13 protein-coding genes and 1 pseudogene are annotated in these 15,458 nt (G+C 42.0%); 4 read left to right on the top strand and 10 right to left on the bottom strand.

Going from position 1 to position 15,458, the window contains the following annotated elements:
* Positions 1-301 precede the first annotated feature (301 nt).
* The 3 genes from ACFSX3_RS22580 (at position 302) to ACFSX3_RS22570 (ending at position 6,573) form a co-directional block, all read left to right on the top strand.
* On the top strand, positions 302-3,829 hold the full coding sequence (locus ACFSX3_RS22580; RefSeq protein ID WP_209990862.1) for an LAGLIDADG family homing endonuclease: 3,528 nt from the start codon (positions 302-304) through the stop codon (positions 3,827-3,829).
* Positions 3,830-4,117: 288 nt separating this feature from the next.
* Positions 4,118-4,297 carry a hypothetical protein gene (locus ACFSX3_RS22575; protein WP_094869427.1) on the top strand — a complete coding sequence of 60 codons (180 nt, stop codon included), beginning with the start codon at positions 4,118-4,120 and terminating at the stop codon, positions 4,295-4,297.
* 101 nt (positions 4,298-4,398) lie between these two features.
* Entirely contained in the window at positions 4,399-6,573 is a 2,175-nt protein-coding gene (locus ACFSX3_RS22570; protein WP_209990859.1) for a hypothetical protein, read from the top strand.
* A 432-nt stretch (positions 6,574-7,005) separates the two neighbouring features.
* Here the strand turns inward: ACFSX3_RS22570 and ACFSX3_RS22565 are convergent.
* From ACFSX3_RS22565 to ACFSX3_RS22520, 10 genes and pseudogenes are all read right to left on the bottom strand, one after another.
* A pseudogene (locus tag ACFSX3_RS22565) lies at positions 7,006-8,306 on the bottom strand (IS1380 family transposase).
* Positions 8,307-8,428: 122 nt separating this feature from the next.
* Positions 8,429-8,695: a hypothetical protein gene (locus ACFSX3_RS22560; protein WP_209990858.1), complete on the bottom strand. Its 267-nt coding sequence runs from the start codon at positions 8,693-8,695 to the stop codon at positions 8,429-8,431.
* 6 nt (positions 8,696-8,701) lie between these two features.
* Positions 8,702-9,073: a hypothetical protein gene (locus ACFSX3_RS22555; RefSeq protein WP_209990856.1), complete on the bottom strand. Its 372-nt coding sequence runs from the start codon at positions 9,071-9,073 to the stop codon at positions 8,702-8,704.
* Between the two features lie 357 nt (positions 9,074-9,430).
* Complete coding sequence (locus ACFSX3_RS22550) at positions 9,431-10,429, bottom strand: hypothetical protein (RefSeq protein WP_379256820.1); 999 nt, start codon at positions 10,427-10,429, stop codon at positions 9,431-9,433.
* 238 nt (positions 10,430-10,667) lie between these two features.
* Positions 10,668-10,982, bottom strand: coding sequence for a hypothetical protein (locus ACFSX3_RS22545; RefSeq protein ID WP_209990854.1), 315 nt, complete (start codon positions 10,980-10,982; stop codon positions 10,668-10,670).
* A gap of 248 nt (positions 10,983-11,230) precedes the next feature.
* Entirely contained in the window at positions 11,231-11,362 is a 132-nt protein-coding gene (locus ACFSX3_RS22540) for a hypothetical protein (RefSeq protein ID WP_340992269.1), read from the bottom strand.
* Between the two features lie 28 nt (positions 11,363-11,390).
* Complete coding sequence (locus tag ACFSX3_RS22535; RefSeq protein ID WP_340755098.1) at positions 11,391-11,522, bottom strand: hypothetical protein; 132 nt, start codon at positions 11,520-11,522, stop codon at positions 11,391-11,393.
* 668 nt (positions 11,523-12,190) lie between these two features.
* Positions 12,191-12,415, bottom strand: coding sequence for a hypothetical protein (locus tag ACFSX3_RS22530; RefSeq protein WP_209990852.1), 225 nt, complete (start codon positions 12,413-12,415; stop codon positions 12,191-12,193).
* 178 nt (positions 12,416-12,593) lie between these two features.
* On the bottom strand, positions 12,594-13,325 hold the full coding sequence (locus ACFSX3_RS22525) for a hypothetical protein (RefSeq protein WP_340992270.1): 732 nt from the start codon (positions 13,323-13,325) through the stop codon (positions 12,594-12,596).
* Between the two features lie 15 nt (positions 13,326-13,340).
* Positions 13,341-14,402, bottom strand: a complete 1,062-nt coding sequence (locus ACFSX3_RS22520) for a hypothetical protein (RefSeq protein WP_340992271.1) — start codon at positions 14,400-14,402, stop codon at positions 13,341-13,343.
* A gap of 523 nt (positions 14,403-14,925) precedes the next feature.
* Here ACFSX3_RS22520 and ACFSX3_RS22515 point away from each other — a divergent pair.
* Positions 14,926-15,372 carry a hypothetical protein gene (locus ACFSX3_RS22515; protein WP_209990848.1) on the top strand — a complete coding sequence of 149 codons (447 nt, stop codon included), beginning with the start codon at positions 14,926-14,928 and terminating at the stop codon, positions 15,370-15,372.
* Positions 15,373-15,458: the final 86 nt, after the last annotated feature.

Raw genomic sequence — 15,458 nt, 5'->3', positions numbered from 1 at the left:
AAAGCTTTCAGTTCCGGTACCGGCAAAAAAGCGAGAAAGAGGGAGGAAATAAGCTCTATTTTCCAGTTTTTCAGATATTCCTGCCAGGAGCTGCTTTTTCATAAATGATCTCATCCCACAACATGTGGTATAGTTTAAACATTGACGCACACTATATATTGTTACAAAAGCATGAAATTTTGATTGTGTGCGGGAATTTTCGGTTATTTGTTATTGACAACAGGAGCTTCCGCTGGACAAGCAGGTTGCGGTTAACGTCCGCCGGAAGCATGACCTATTAATCATCCGGGAGGTAATATTATTGAGTACTGTGGAACGGAACAAGCGTCTGGAGGGTTTGAGCGAGAAAATATTTCTGGACCGTTATGCCTGGAAGGATGCGGACAGCAATAATGCCAAGGTAGGCGATGTAGTCCTTGTCCTGACGAAGGATGATCCGAAGTTTCCAACCAAGGAGGTTGGCGAGATTGTAGAGCGTACAGGCCGGATTGTAACCGTGAAAACCCGCAGCGGGGAGCTGGTGCAATCGGATGTGGAGAAGCTGACGCTCAATATCGAGAAGACTCCGGAGGAGATGTGGGACCGTCTCGCGGGAGCGATGGCATCCGTAGAGAAGACCCCTGAGCTTCAGGAAGAATGGACAGGCAAATTCCGCTCGATTCTGGATGACTGGAAGCTTGTACCGGGCGGCCGGATTGCGGCGGGTGCCGGAGCGAGCGAGGAGCTTACCCTGTTCAACTGCTATGTAGTTCCTTCCCCCAAAGACAGCCGGGGCGGCATTATGCAGACGCTCTCTGAGATGACGGAGATTATGGCCCGCGGCGGCGGCGTAGGCATCAACCTGTCTTCGCTTCGTCCGCGCCGTGCCATTGTCAGAGGGGTGAACGGTTCCTCCAGCGGCTCCGTATCCTGGGGCGGCCTCTTCAGCTATACCACCGGACTGATTGAGCAAGGCGGCAGCCGCCGTGGCGCGCTGATGCTGATGATCAATGACTGGCACCCGGATGTGCTGGATTTCATTACCGTGAAGCAAACCATGGGCCAGGTCACTAATGCCAACCTGTCGGTCTGTGTGAGCAACGGCTTCATGAAGGCCGTCAAGGAGGATCTGGACTGGGAGCTGGTCTTCCCGGATACGACCGATCCTGATTACGACACGCTCTGGGACGGAGATCTGGATAAATGGAAGGCTGACAACCGCCGTGTGATTCCCTACCGTACGGTCAGAGCTCGCGATGTGTGGCATACGATTATCGAATCGGCCTGGAAATCTGCGGAACCGGGCGTTGTTTTCATGGAGTATTATAATCAGATGTCTAATAGCTGGTACTTCAATCCGATTATTTGTACGAATCCGTGTTTTCACCCGGACACCCGGATTGCAACGGAATATGGTCTCTTAACTATTGAAGAGCTATATAAGAAGGTCGGAGCAGAGTCCTTCCTGGTTGGAACCGATTTGAGATTAGTGGAGCAGGCCAAAGTGGTCGGCGGGAGAAGCTATGAAATTCCAGGTTTGCAGATGAGAAGAGCTACGGTCTTCCCAACCGGAACCAGAGAAACCTTGAAGATCTCCCTGCAAAATGGCGTAGAACTATCCGTAACACCTGAGCATCGCTTGTTTACCGATTCCGGCTGGAAAGAGGCCCAGAACCTGAGTGCTGAAGATAGTGTATATTTGCAGTCTGGTGAAGGCGGGTTTGCGGCTGAGGATGATATTGGTGAGGATTGGGTCCGGGAACAGCTTGAAGAACTCGGAGTGAAGGCAGTTAGAGCCGCTGAAAAAGAGGTTCCAGCTGCGCTGTATACAGCTTCACGTGAGACTGTTGTAGCGTTCCTGCAAGGATTATTCTCCGCAGACGGAACAGTATATGACCGAGATGAGATGCACCTTACTGTCCGCTTGACCTCAGCTTCAAAGAAACTTCTTCAAGGCGTTCAGTTGCTGCTGCTTAATTTCGGAATTAACAGTTCTATCTATAACGACGAACACAGCGCATTCTATGAGCTTGTCTTAAGCGGCAACAACATTCTGGAGTTCAAGAATAAGATCGGGTTCAAGCTCATTACCAGAAAACAAGAAGCGCTGGAGCGGATTGCCCGGCCTTCCCGCAAATCTGAAAAGTTTCTGTCCAAAGTCGTTGGTATTGAACCCGGCGACGTTGTAACGGTATATGATATCACCGAACCTGTGACGCATTCGCTGATTGCAGGTGGTGTAGTTGCCCATAACTGCGGTGAACAAGGCCTGCCCGGATGGGGCGTGTGCAACCTGTCCGCCGTCAATCTTTCCAAGTTCTACGATGCGGAGAATCATGATGTGGACTGGGCAGATCTGGCGACAACGACCCGTTATTCCGTGCGTTTCCTGGATAATGTTATCGACAAGACACCGTATCATTTCCCGGAAAATGAAGCCAACCAGAAGCTCGAACGCCGCGTAGGTCTCGGCACCATGGGTCTGGCTGAGCTGATGATCAAGCTGAATATCCGCTATGGCAGCCCGGAATCGCTGGAGTTCCTGGACAAGCTCTACGGCTTCATGGCCCGCGAGGCTTATCTGGCTTCCGCGGAGATTGCGGGCGAGAAGGGATCATTCCAGGCGTTTGACACCGATAAATATCTGCAGAGCGGGTTCATGCGGAATATCACCGAGGTCTATCCTGAAGTGGGCGAGTCGATCCGCAAGCAGGGTATGCGTAACGTAACGGTGATTACCCAGGCACCAACCGGCAGCACGGGAACGATGGTCGGCACTTCCACAGGGATCGAACCGTATTTCGCCTTCAAATATTTCCGTCAGAGCCGTCTCGGCTACGATGAGCAGTTCGTGCCTATCGCCCAGGAATGGCTGGAGTCCCATCCGGGAGAAGAACTGCCGGAATACTTTGTCACTTCGATGGACCTGTCCGCCAAGGATCATATCCGCGCGCAGGCAGCCATCCAGCGCTGGGTGGACAGCTCGATCTCCAAGACCGCGAACTGCCCGTCCGACTTCACGGTGGAAGAGACCGCAGAGCTGTATGAAATGGCCTTCGATCTGGGCTGCAAAGGCGTAACCATCTACCGTGATGGCAGCCGTGATGTACAGGTGCTGGAGACCAAGAAGAAGGAAGACAAGAAGGACGAACCGGCAACGGCTGCCAAGCCTGAGGTGATTAAGGAAACGGAAGCCGCTCCGTCAACTCCGACAACTGTAGCCGCAGCGCCTGCTCACCAGGCAGCGTCCGGCGGAGTAGACAAGCAATACAAGAAGCGTCCGCAGGTACTGCGCGGCGCGACCTATAAGATCAACACGCCGTTCGGCATGGCGTATATCACGATCAACGATCTTGATGGTATCCCGGCAGAAATTTTCCTGAATGTCGGCAAGGCTGGCTCTGACGTCTTCGCCATGGCGGAAGCCCTGGGCCGCGTCTGCTCGCTGTTCCTGCGCTACGGCGACCACGGCGAGAAGGTCGGCCTGTTGATCAAGCACCTCAAGGGCATCGGCGGCTCCGGCGCCATCGGTTTCGGTGCGAACCGCGTCGAGTCCATCGCCGACGCCGTAGCCAAAGCCCTGGAGACCCATGTGCTGAACAACGCCCATGACGATCATATTCCTGCGCCAATCGCAGCAACGCTGGAGCTTGATTTCAACGAGGCGCTGAACGCCGAGCTGAAATCCACGGTTCCTGCGGCGGCTACCAACGATAGCCACGGCGGTCATGACGCACATAGCCACGCTACCGCTTCGAGGGATCTTTGCCCTTCCTGCGGCAGCGCCTCGCTGATTAATATTGAGGGCTGTAAGACTTGCGGGAATTGTGGGTATAGCCGGTGCGGGTGAGGGTGGACTTGAGTTCCATAATTAATTAGAAGTGTGATGTGCCACTAAAAACGGGATATCGCCACAAAAAACGGGACGGAATGCCACCAAAAACGAGATATCCACAGGGGAAACCCTTAAATATGTAAACAAATGTTAAAATTAAGTCCTATTTTAGCCTAAAATCGGCTATTTCAGACCAATCTTAAGCAAAACATCATTCTTGCTCAGTTTTTACACATGCAATTCTATTCTTAAGAAATCCGTATTTTCCTTATGCAATAACAAACATTGTGAGGAGGAATTTCAATGCGTGATCGTAATAAGGATGGGCAATATCGTCAGAAGCGTGCAGATACAAAGGTTGGGAATATTGAAGCTAAGTATGGGGTTGATTTTGGGGTCCGAAGTGATATGGAGCTTGGGACCTTAAGAAAACGTCTTGGCGACAAATCTCTAACTCAAATTCTTAAAGATCAAAACAAGTAACAGCATAGGGGGAGCGACTGTTGGCTCCCCCTTCTTTAATAAAAAAGACAGCAAGAAACGCATAGGGTTCCCATAACAACCAACGAGGGAGGTCATAATGTATGCCGTCAGATAATAAATCAACTAAACTGCTCCACGTTCAAAATGGAGCAATTCGCAAACTGTTATATACCCATGTAACTGATGAAGACTTAAAAAATCGATACCGCGCAGTGATCGGAAGAGAAACAAAGAAGGATATTAAAGAAGCGCTCCAACGTGTTGAAAAAGCTAAACTGATTGAAATTATTAATAAGAGTCCTGAAATCACTGAAGAACACATTGAATTATGTTTTGAAGAAAATCGTTATAGTAATAGGCCTAACTTTCGTCTTTTTCATCTCCAGTCCTTAGACCCGCAAACCACTTCAGCATCATTTATACAAGCCCACAAAGAAGATAAAGCCATCAAGAAATTAAACCAACGCCTTAGAGATGTCCCCTATTCGAATGACAATGTAACCTCATTATTTGCTGTTGATCAGACACTTATTGATTCTCAAACCTTGGAGATTGCGTTCAAATATAACGAAAAATATAATTTCATTGATCCTGAGACTGAACAGAATGAATTCATTTACGAGTTAAAGTACGGATTTATGTGGATCAATTTTGACCAACGGTATGTAAATATTAATCTTCCCAGTGATCTGTTAGTTGGGACCCTTTCTAGTGTGGCTGAAGAAGCTTTTGCATGCTTATTAATCCCCGTGAATATTACAAAGTCTGTTGTTGAACGTGTATTTCCTAAAGACTCCATGAAAAGAACGACTTTCAGTACCACTTCCTCTGATGCTTCGGGAAAAATTGAAAAAATTACGTTAGCAGATAAGGAATTAGGAAATAAAATAAGTCAAAATCCAGAGTACGAGGGATATGACTCGCCAAGTTCTGTTTACCAAGAGGCCATTGATGAGGATGGAGAGTTGTTTTCTACCTTGGGAGTAAACTGTGAAAAGGGAAAAATTTATTTGACGCGACAATTGAAGGCGACGGATATGAGACGATGGGGGCTGTGGCGAATTGGCCAGATCATGAACCACATGAATACCATCCATGCTAATGGTGACATTGAAGAAAAATTTGATTCATTTGGTATAGCTGATGACAGTGAAGTGAAAACATTCGCATATGGTCATGACGAAAAGAAAACCATTGTGGAATTGATGAAAGCTATAGTTATCTGCGAAAAGAAAGGTATCGAAAGCTATAAGTTACTGAATGAAAAACCAGAAAAACTAGTAGCAGCACTAAAGAAACATATGAACTTACGGTTTAGACCATATTGTGAGGGCTGCCAGGAACATGCGGATCTGGTATGCCCATCCTGCGGTAAATTTGAGATTATGGTATTGAGCAGAAAGGGACAAGTCTCAACCGTAAAGTGTGGATTCTGCTCAGAAAACTTAGAACTGAATCAACTAACATGCCTGATGAGCCATAAAGTAAGGGTTAACTCCTGGTATGACGGTGTGTTGATGTATCCTAATAAAGCACTGACATCTTTGATGCAGCGTATGATTAAAAAATACTTCCCTGAGGTTGATTTCATGGCTGAAGAGGAGCAGTTCCATTTCTCTAATAACGTTGTACACTATTCTGCTAATAAAGCCTCCAGAGTCATGTACCGCGTGGAGGATATCCCTGAGTTTGAAAAAGTATGGGGGCGTAGAATTTCAAAACAGCGTAGAGAAGAATTACAAGAAGTTATGGAGCTCCTGAAGGAAAAGTGCTCAAAGCAAAGCTCAGATGGTTGTAAGGCTTGTCAAAAAGAACATAGCGTTCGCTGTGTGATGAAACCTTTTGTTACCTTTACAAATCATCAGCTACATCCCCATCATGGTCAAGAATATGGTGATATTAGCTTCAACATGAAGATGTTAAATATGGACGATGCAGTTTTTGTAGGCATTGCTAAGAGTTATGAGAAGAAAGAAATTACAAGTGCAAGTGATAAAGGGCGGGAGATGCTTGAGCAGTTTTATGGCAAGTGTACAGATACAATGACACATGTTATTGGCATTGTGGTTGCGGGTGAGCTTGAACAAGGATTTACTGCTAAGCTACAGGATTTAGCTAGAAGGTATAATAAAAAAGTTGTTATGTGGAATTATAATGAACTGTTAATGGCAGTTGATTATGCCATTCACAAATATGGACTAAGTATTGAAAATATTATAGTTGATTTGAAAGCAGACGGATCGAAACGAAGAGGTCGTCCAAGGAACGCTAGTTAATGCAATTTCAATAAAAGCAATCTTATCTGAATTTTATTGGTCAGATAAGATTGCTCAAATCACTACTATTTATTTTCAATTTCTAAAGCGATTTGAAGTAAAATAAATGAAATAGATAACATCGGAACTGCTATTTTTTCATTTCCGTTTTGGGTTACATAATTGTAAATGTCAAGGTTTGAGGAAAATATATCAATTAGGAAAAGAATGGCTAAAATTGAAGTTAAATAACCTAATATTAGCCAAAGTAAATATAATCCTGAATTTCGAAAGCGCGTAATAATAAAGAAGCCAGAGACTGGCCGCTCGAAAAACCTGTAAGAATCAGGATGTATTAACAGGGGGAATATTCCAATATCATCTACCTGCTTGCAGGTTCCCCCACCCCAGAAGACCGGGCATTTGAATTTCCATGTTAAATTCTAGAAGCCTTCATTCTAGCTGGGCGATCTTAAATTCCATCCGTTTCCAGGCGTAGCGGTTTGCAAATTCCTTCGTCAGTTTGAGTACGGTGGTTCGACTGTGACTCACCAGCGTCGCCGCACATTGAAAGAATTCCAGGCGAAACCTTGCCACCGTATAACCAAAATGAATGGGTTCGCAGCAATCTCGTTTGAAGCGCTCATACAGGTTATACGCCAGCAATTTGACGAGGAGATCGATTTCATTGGCTTCGAAAGAGCCTGTTGCGATCTTGTCGATGGAAAATCCACTTTTGGCTTCTTTGATGTAGTTTTCCATACAGCAGCGCTGGTTGTAAAACCGCCACAAGTCGATCGCTTCCCAGTCCAGGTTCGTGACCATGGCTTCGTACTGCCAATCCGTGTCCAGCAGTAAACACGCTTGGTCGTCCTGAACGACTGTTGCTTTGCGGATCACGGCGACCCGCCGTGGCTTCGTCTAGGAGGTCGCTTGGTACCACAGGGCGATGCCTTCAATGATCCAGTCTTCGTCGACGTAACGTTTCCAGTACCGACAAGAGGCCACTTCAGCCGACAGACGCTTCGTCCATTTCATTTTGCCCACATAGCCAATCTTTCGTTCCTCCCACAAGGAATAGAAGTCTTCGCCGCCAAAGCCTTTGTCAAACCGGGCATATTGGACCGGGTGCTGGCCCAGGAGGCCAAAGGTCTCTTCCAGAAAAGCAGAAGCCTCCGTGGACGAGTGAACGTTTCCGGCGCGGAGCACGGCATTCAGGCAGAGGTGGGATTGTCCTTCGAAAGCCAGCAAGGGATGGTAGCTTTTCCGCCCCGGCTTATGGGCATTCACACCTTTGGCTGCCTTGGCCTGATTCCCATAGACTGTCTCCACGGTGGAATCCAAATCCAGAATGAGTTTGGAGGGGGACTCGGCCGAATCACTTCGAGGTTCACTTGTCGGAGTTCCATCTGTACATGGGGATTCATTTTTGCCAGTCGAGCCAGTTCCTTGTACAGAAGAGAGTGGTGTGGACAGCGTCCACCGAGAAAACGCTGGAGGAGAGAGTCCTTTTGCCATCTGCGAAAGTGAAAAAGACGCTCACAGCCCAAGAACCAGCCGATGATGAGATACAGCAGAATGTGGTGCATGGGGAACAGCGCATTGCGGGCTTTGCCTCCAGATACGATTTGCAGCACCTGGCGCAGTTTGATTTTTTCGAGATAATCGAGGAAGATCTTACTTCCTCCGACGCTTGTCGACTGATTCAGCGAAAATTCGGTCTTGATTTTAGGAATGGATGTGGTAGACTTCACCTAAAAGGTGCTCCTCTCTTTGGGTGATGTTGTTCTCGCAAACACCATTCTACCAAAGAAATGAGCCCTTTTTTTGTTTTTGGGTACAGTTACTTTCGAAATTCAGGATAATAACTTCTTGCTTATAATTTATTGGATTTCGTTAATCTAAATGCCATTCTGCTCAAAGTAAAAAACAAGGCTACAAATGAAAGGCTTGAAACGATTGTGGGATCTTCAGAAACAAAAACAGCGACTAATAATGCGAGTGCAATAGCAACTAAGATAATTATTTTTGCCCACTGGGGCTGATTCATCAAAGAAGAAACGGCGTCTAAGACTTTACTGCCTAAGTCTTGGGCGCCTATTTCCATTAAACTAATGTTTACCGTTAGCGCAACCTTGAACATACTTTGTTACTTTCCTCCAACATGAAACACACCAATTATAGTTTCACCATCTACGTCATAAAGTGGAATATCGCGACCACCTGGTGATCTACTGTTCTGTATCGCATTGGCTTCTCCGGGCGTTTTGGGTTGTTCACCGTCCAAGTCTTTTTTCATCACATATCCCTCAATGCCATCCTCACATATAGCACTGATTAATTCAGGTCCCGTTTCTGGGGAGGTAGCATATGCGTCAGAACCGTATGTCTGTCCATTTTCATTTAGAGAATAGGTTTTCGGACTAACGCTACTTTGAGTAGTTGCACTTTTTGCATATACATTCTGGTATGCTACTGCACCACTCACTCCGACAGAAACGAAAACCACAGCATCAATCAAATTTCAAGCCTCTAGAGTAGCTCATTTTCTTTGTTCACTCCCTAAAAGCTTCTCGCTCAAAATTCACTACATTTTACCACATAACCTTAAAACGTAAATACTAATGAGTTTGTTGCGTTTAACTGCCCGTTAGGCTTAATGATCGCAGCCGGACATAACTTATCTTATGTATTGAAAAAACAGACTCTCTCATCGAGGTCTGTTGGGATGGGTAAATTGGACAGGATTGTTCCGACTCCCATCAAAAAAGGAACTTCCCAAGTCCAAATACTAACATTTATTTACAAAAGTTGTACCTAGTGTCAGTTACGCTGGTACTGGGCCAAAACGCGGATCTAAGCATGGAGAATCGTCACTTTAATTGTCGCCCCACTCTAAGAGTTGCCACCCTTTCCAATGGTACGACTTATTCTTCCGTTTGCCCTGCAAGGAGTATTTGATCTTTCTTATACCGTCCGAGGCTTGAGTGACTGTACCATCAAGCAAATGTTCGTGCTCACGCAGCCAGTGCTTAAGATTGCTGCAACGATAGGTCTTGCCGTCTGGAGACACGATAACCCACTCCTTGACATGCATGTGGGTCTCAACCCTTTCGAGGGGCGAATGAACACCTACAACATAAGTAGCTACCTCTTTTATCAAGGAAGAATCAATCTTTGAATTTTCTAACAAATAGGCTATGTTAAGCCTTGGATTGTAGATGCCTAATTTTTTTATATTTTGGAACTCCAAATGAATTGAGCGAAGACCCAAAATATAGTAGACTAACAATTGCAAAGTATGCGTACTTGTTGGAGAATTCTTAGACACCTTTAAATCCCACAAAGTATCTTCTGTCAGATAATCCCCGTCGCCGCACGTAATCGTCGGTGTATAAGCTAATTCAAAAGTGAAACCTTCCTTAATAATTGGTCCTGAATGTTCCCAGAAAGAAAGGCTCCTATTCACCATTGTACGAATGTTAGACACAGTATTTTCATCTGGATTAATGTCTTCTACTGGCTTATACCTGAATGTGCCCACTCTAGCGCACACGTCATAACCTACGAGTTTACAGGTATAAATTATGGATTGATCATCCAAGCCCTTTATGTGCTTTATGAATTCTTTTGCTTTATTTTCTTGTTTCATGTATTGAGAACCAATCAGCGAAATCTTAAATGCCTCTTCCGCAGAGGTTCCAGTCATGAAGCGAATCAGATAATCTACCGCTATCCCGACTAAACCAGCATATATATTCTCCTCTGAGTACAACTCGATCCCGTCATCGAAAACTGTTTTAGTAAAATCGTTTGGGCTTAAAAAGCCTCCATAAGGCTGTTTGAATTTCTCTACTCTTTGTGTGACGGATGCCATGAGACTCACTCCTTAGTACATTTTAAGCTACCCCTTATTATTGTAAGATAACATTTACACATATTGTAAGTGTCAGCCCGTTAACTCAATTCTGGTTCATCATTTTTATAGTGTAAACCAAGTGCAGTGTTATTCATTATATAGAGGGCGGAACGTGTTATGATGCACTATTTAAAGTTAGAGGTCGATCCTTAGCGACAAGCCCCTGCTGATATGCAGGGGCTTGTCTACTGTCAAACTAAAATCCTAATTTTTTGTAAACCACTTCGGCAAGGGCAGCTTGGGACATTTCATGAAACGTTGAAAATTTCGTCGTAGAACGAACATAACTCTCTAAGTCCTCCTGGGGAAGGGCCGCAAAGTCTTCTTTTGATTTAACGCCAACGCCATCTAGAAAATCAGAGATATTTTCAGACGGGGTGTGTTTTCGAATAAAGGAATCTGGGAAGAGCTCATCAAAGGACATTTGTTTTTGAGCACCAAGTTCCTGAGCGCCTTTACTTATTCGATTCAATCTGTTGTTCAATTCTTTAAAGCCAGTTACTTTTACCATCAAGATCACACCTTTACAAGGATTTTTGTATGATAAACCTTATGTGTAGAAACTATGGTTATTTTCGGAAAGAAGAGTATGAATATATGATTAAGAACCACTTTTTGAGATGGGGGATATGTGATTCGGGAGGTGATTAACTTGACAGTAAATGGTCAAAAAAATAATTAATTTCCGTTTACCTGGAGTTAAAAATTCTCCTTCAGATGTACCCGCATCTGAAGGAGGAGAAATTTAGGTTATGATGCTTACTTTATTCTCTTGATTAATTTATCAACTTGCTTGTTCACTTCACGTGAAATTTCGCGTTCAAACTTTTTTAGATCATTTTTGGTTTGTGACTTTGAACCGCCGACTCTAATTTTGAATGTTTTACTCATAGATTCCTCCTTGATTTGGTATTTAATATTATTTGGATTGCGAGAGGACGCTGGCAGCTAAAGACTTGGTCAATTTACTTGTTTGTTTGCTTTGCAGAGCTTTCGAAGCAACAGTAGACATCTTGGAACTAGAAGTTTTTTGAGAACTAGATTTAGCCATAATACAGACCTCCTTTTCTATATATTGTGCTTTCGAAATAAGATTAACCCAATATATTGTGTTTGTAAACATATTTTTCTATTAACAGGTTATCCACAGGATATTAGCGGAAAGTACACATGTTCCCATGGATTTATCACCAAAAAGGAACAGATTGAATGTGGGAATATCAAATGTTATGGCGAACGTATGATCTGTTTTTGGAAGATGAAGATGGGTATTCTTAACTCTCTCCATGAAGTATCATGGATGAAAATGCTTTGCTAACGGAGAAGAAGAAGGGCATACGAAAATAGTGAACTATAAGAAGTGGAGTGTACGATATGAACAGATGATTCACCACAAAAGCTGCTATAATAGATACAAAGTGTAAAGTTAGTGGGTGCCCCTGTAGAAAACTGGTTGGAGTCGAATTCAAATGTTTAAATTGTTTTTCATTACAACACATTGGATGAAAACCCTGTTAGGAGATAACTCTAAGTAAGGTGTAGCAATCGGTGTATGGGCTTAACAGAGTTGATTGAGACGTTCAATGACTAATAAGAAAAATATATTGATAAGCAATGGCCGCTCTGCTTCATAAAATGGGTAGTTTGAGAATGGTGAATTGTTGAAACCCAAATTATACAAACCATTTCAAATTCGGGTGAATACAAAGAGAGCCGCCTTCAGCGACTCCCCCATATTTCACTTCCAAAGTATACTGTCCCGAAGAATCCAGAAACAATTAATAGTACCGATAAAATACTCACCACATTGCGTATGAATCCATTTTCAATCCTTCGAATAAGGAGAAAACAAATAAGGCCGATTACTGCAACTGCAACCCCACCTAAAATGATTGGTCCTGTGGTTTTCCATAAATCTATGTTCCCAAATAAATTGATCTTCATTGAATCCCTCCTGGTGCCTATGTTCGACAAAAAGGGGGTTTATTCCTGCTATAAGGTTTTATGATTTGAACATGAGGCAACCACCACATTGAAGATATAATCCCTGTTGCTGTAACTAATAATTGACCTGTTAACCCAAAGTTTGTTTCAATTCCGAAAACACAACGAAAAATTAAAGTTAATTATGCTTAAGCTCACTTAAATCGCGTTTTTTCATCATTGTAATTGCTTGTAACAAGCCCCCAGTAATTTTCCCACCAGCGAGTCGGTTGCATATGAATTTAGGAGAAAAATGATTTAAAAAGTGATCTTCCTTACGGTATGTCTCGTTTACGGTGTATGCAAAAATTCTTGTTGTATCCAGAGCACGAAAACTATCAATGGAAAGGATCGAGGAATTAACATTACCCATTGGAAAAAGAAGCCGATCAAAAGATTTGGTCTTCGTCCAGTGTTGTTTAATACGTTTTTTAATATCATCTGTGGTACCAATATATAACTGGCAGTATTCATCGAGCACCATCAAATAATAACCCGATTTTTGGTCATACAAGTTGAGATCAAACACTTCGATAAACGAGTTATTTGTGCTAAGAAAATTTCTTATTTCGTTATTAAATTCATCGCGGCTTAATAAAGAGAAATATTCCATATTCAAATCGTAATTTTTCAGACTTTCCTCTAGCTGTTTCGTACACCATTCATCTGAATAAAGCTTTCCTTCCTCATCAGCATAAATATCTGCGGAAGAATGACCCAATGAATTTTTGTTGTTAACCACTGCGTACTTCTCTCGGGTTAGCTTTAATCCTCGTTTTCCTTCAAGTACCTTTAAAGCAAAATGATAAGGCATAAATCCTCCTATTTCTACTAATAATTCGAGGCCTGTACTTGTCCATTCTTGTTCCAAACAAGCCTGATCATGTTAAATTTTTATTAAAGGTAGATTTAATTTTATGGATAGCTCTTCAGCTGTAGTTACTGAAAAATCACTGGTTTTTTCAGTTTCTAGTAGAAAGACAGCAATTGGATTTGTATCAGCGTTATTAAATAGTACGATTTCATTATATGTATCACTTTCTATAACGTCCTCCATACTACCTTTTTGATTCTTTATTGAATTCATTTCAATTTCTTCAATATGCATGGTTTTGCACGCATCATAATCATTGTACTGAAAATATTTATTTGGTCCTAGCGGTGTAGAAGTAAGCGAAAAAAATTCAGCTTCGATGTATGAGGAAGTGAAAGGAAGGTGATTTGCATAGCAATCAGAGTTACTAATGAGCATTACATTCTCTACAGAAGGCTGATAAACAAATCCAAATTTCGATTTTTGATAGGTCCCTTGAAATTCGTCAGTAATTAAACTTGTAGAAATAATAGGATAGCTCTTAGCATTTTTAAGAGCATTTTCAGCATTAGTGCGTATTGCATGTACCAAAAATTTAAACTTATGCCCTCGTTGATACACATTAGGGTTAGTTAGTTGATTCTCCCATACCCTCAATGTAATTTTTGCTAGTGGGTTTTCAACATAATATTGAAAATCAACGTATGCATTATATCGGCTAATTAATATATCGTCATCCAAATCTAACTGTCTAATTAACCTCCTATTGGTATCGTACGTGGAAGACAAACCTTCCTTTATAGAGGATAATATATCCAATCTACCTTTTTTGAAATCAGCAAACTGCTCTTTTTTTATTTGAAGATATTCGTTAATTTTTTTTATTGATTCCAAATCATCATTAGTGAAGTTCTTGAATGTACCATCTAAAATTAAATTCATATTGCGTTCTGTCTGTTCTAATCTTCTTTCCAAACGTTGATCATCAAATTTGATTGAATTTATAATATTAGCTAAAGTTTCATAACATTCAGAATCAAAATTATTTGAACATGCTATTTTGTCAAACTTTCTGCGTCTCGCGTACAATAAACTATGAATTATTGTCCGCTGAAACATATTATCATCATACATTTTCTTACCGCCCTTAATAAAAATTTGGAAAGTTAACCGCAGATTAAAAGCTGATAATACAATCAATTTATTAAAGAAACATTCCAAATTCGCCAATGATTGCTCAACGAATCTCTGTTTACTTCATCAGATTGATAGTGGATTTTGAGTATTTTCTAACGAGGTATCAAGAACAATCCCTCTCGGTGAAAACAGTTATACTTTAAATTGTGATTTCAAAAAGTTATGCCAGTCATTATGTAAGTCCATTTTTATATCATAATTATATGTGATCATATTGATCTATTCCTTGTACACTAGTATCTTAATTATCAATTTATTAGAAAACTCCAGGATAATAATAACATACCTTTTGAAGTGAAAAGGAAGTAATTTGCCTTGTTATTCTCGTGTGGGTCCCAATTCGGATATTTATTATAGAAAATCATGATGGATTTATTTAATGCATAGCATAATAATTTCATGAATACCCTACATTAAAGTGTGATTTAATAAGCGAAAGTAGAGAGGAGCTCAGAATAACATGACTGATGAAGAACATTTAAAGAAAATGCTTGTTGAAGATGATAAACTTTCATTTTTTTATTTTCATGGTAAGGGAATATTGATTGATAATTCTCCAATTTCTGTATTGTGGGGAGTGAGTGTAGATATTTCAGGTAACAAGAAATTTGCAGCTATGACAGATGGAATTTATCATGTGGAGTATAAATCTGGAGCTCTCATGAGAAAAATGGAACTTAAAGGAGAATCGAGTACAGGGGAATGGAAAATTAGATCTTCTGATATTGTTATTAAGTCACAAGAAGATTCTACAGAATTGAATAGAACTATTCTCAAATGTACATTTAGTCAATTATTTATGGAAAAAGATTATGATCATATTGATTCTTTAAAGGCCTATGTCACAAACTTCGATTTTATGGGGCTGGAAGTAAGTACATATGGTTTTAAAAAAAACTACGGTTGATTATCTCTCTAACTATCCTGAAATCGGGTAATAACAGGTAAGACCTAACTTGGAGGAATCATCATGAAACCACAAAAGAGAGGCTT

The sequence above is a fragment of the Paenibacillus rhizoplanae genome, assembly GCF_042684125.1.
GTDB classification, from domain to species: domain Bacteria; phylum Bacillota; class Bacilli; order Paenibacillales; family Paenibacillaceae; genus Paenibacillus_AQ; species Paenibacillus_AQ rhizoplanae.
The sequence above is the reverse complement of the archived record's forward strand: the minus strand, read 5'-3'. Positions and strand labels throughout refer to the sequence as shown.

Coding starts and splice junctions, on each gene's coding strand:
- ACFSX3_RS22575 (WP_094869427.1), top strand. CDS start 4,118: ATGCGTGATCGTAATAAGGATGGGCAATATCGTCAGAAGCGTGCAGAT.
- ACFSX3_RS22570 (WP_209990859.1), top strand. CDS start 4,399: ATGCCGTCAGATAATAAATCAACTAAACTGCTCCACGTTCAAAATGGA.
- ACFSX3_RS22560 (WP_209990858.1), bottom strand. CDS start 8,695: ATGTTCAAGGTTGCGCTAACGGTAAACATTAGTTTAATGGAAATAGGC.
- ACFSX3_RS22550 (WP_379256820.1), bottom strand. CDS start 10,429: ATGGCATCCGTCACACAAAGAGTAGAGAAATTCAAACAGCCTTATGGA.
- ACFSX3_RS22545 (WP_209990854.1), bottom strand. CDS start 10,982: ATGGTAAAAGTAACTGGCTTTAAAGAATTGAACAACAGATTGAATCGA.
- ACFSX3_RS22540 (WP_340992269.1), bottom strand. CDS start 11,362: ATGAGTAAAACATTCAAAATTAGAGTCGGCGGTTCAAAGTCACAAACC.
- ACFSX3_RS22535 (WP_340755098.1), bottom strand. CDS start 11,522: ATGGCTAAATCTAGTTCTCAAAAAACTTCTAGTTCCAAGATGTCTACT.
- ACFSX3_RS22530 (WP_209990852.1), bottom strand. CDS start 12,415: ATGAAGATCAATTTATTTGGGAACATAGATTTATGGAAAACCACAGGA.
- ACFSX3_RS22520 (WP_340992271.1), bottom strand. CDS start 14,402: ATGTATGATGATAATATGTTTCAGCGGACAATAATTCATAGTTTATTG.
- ACFSX3_RS22515 (WP_209990848.1), top strand. CDS start 14,926: ATGACTGATGAAGAACATTTAAAGAAAATGCTTGTTGAAGATGATAAA.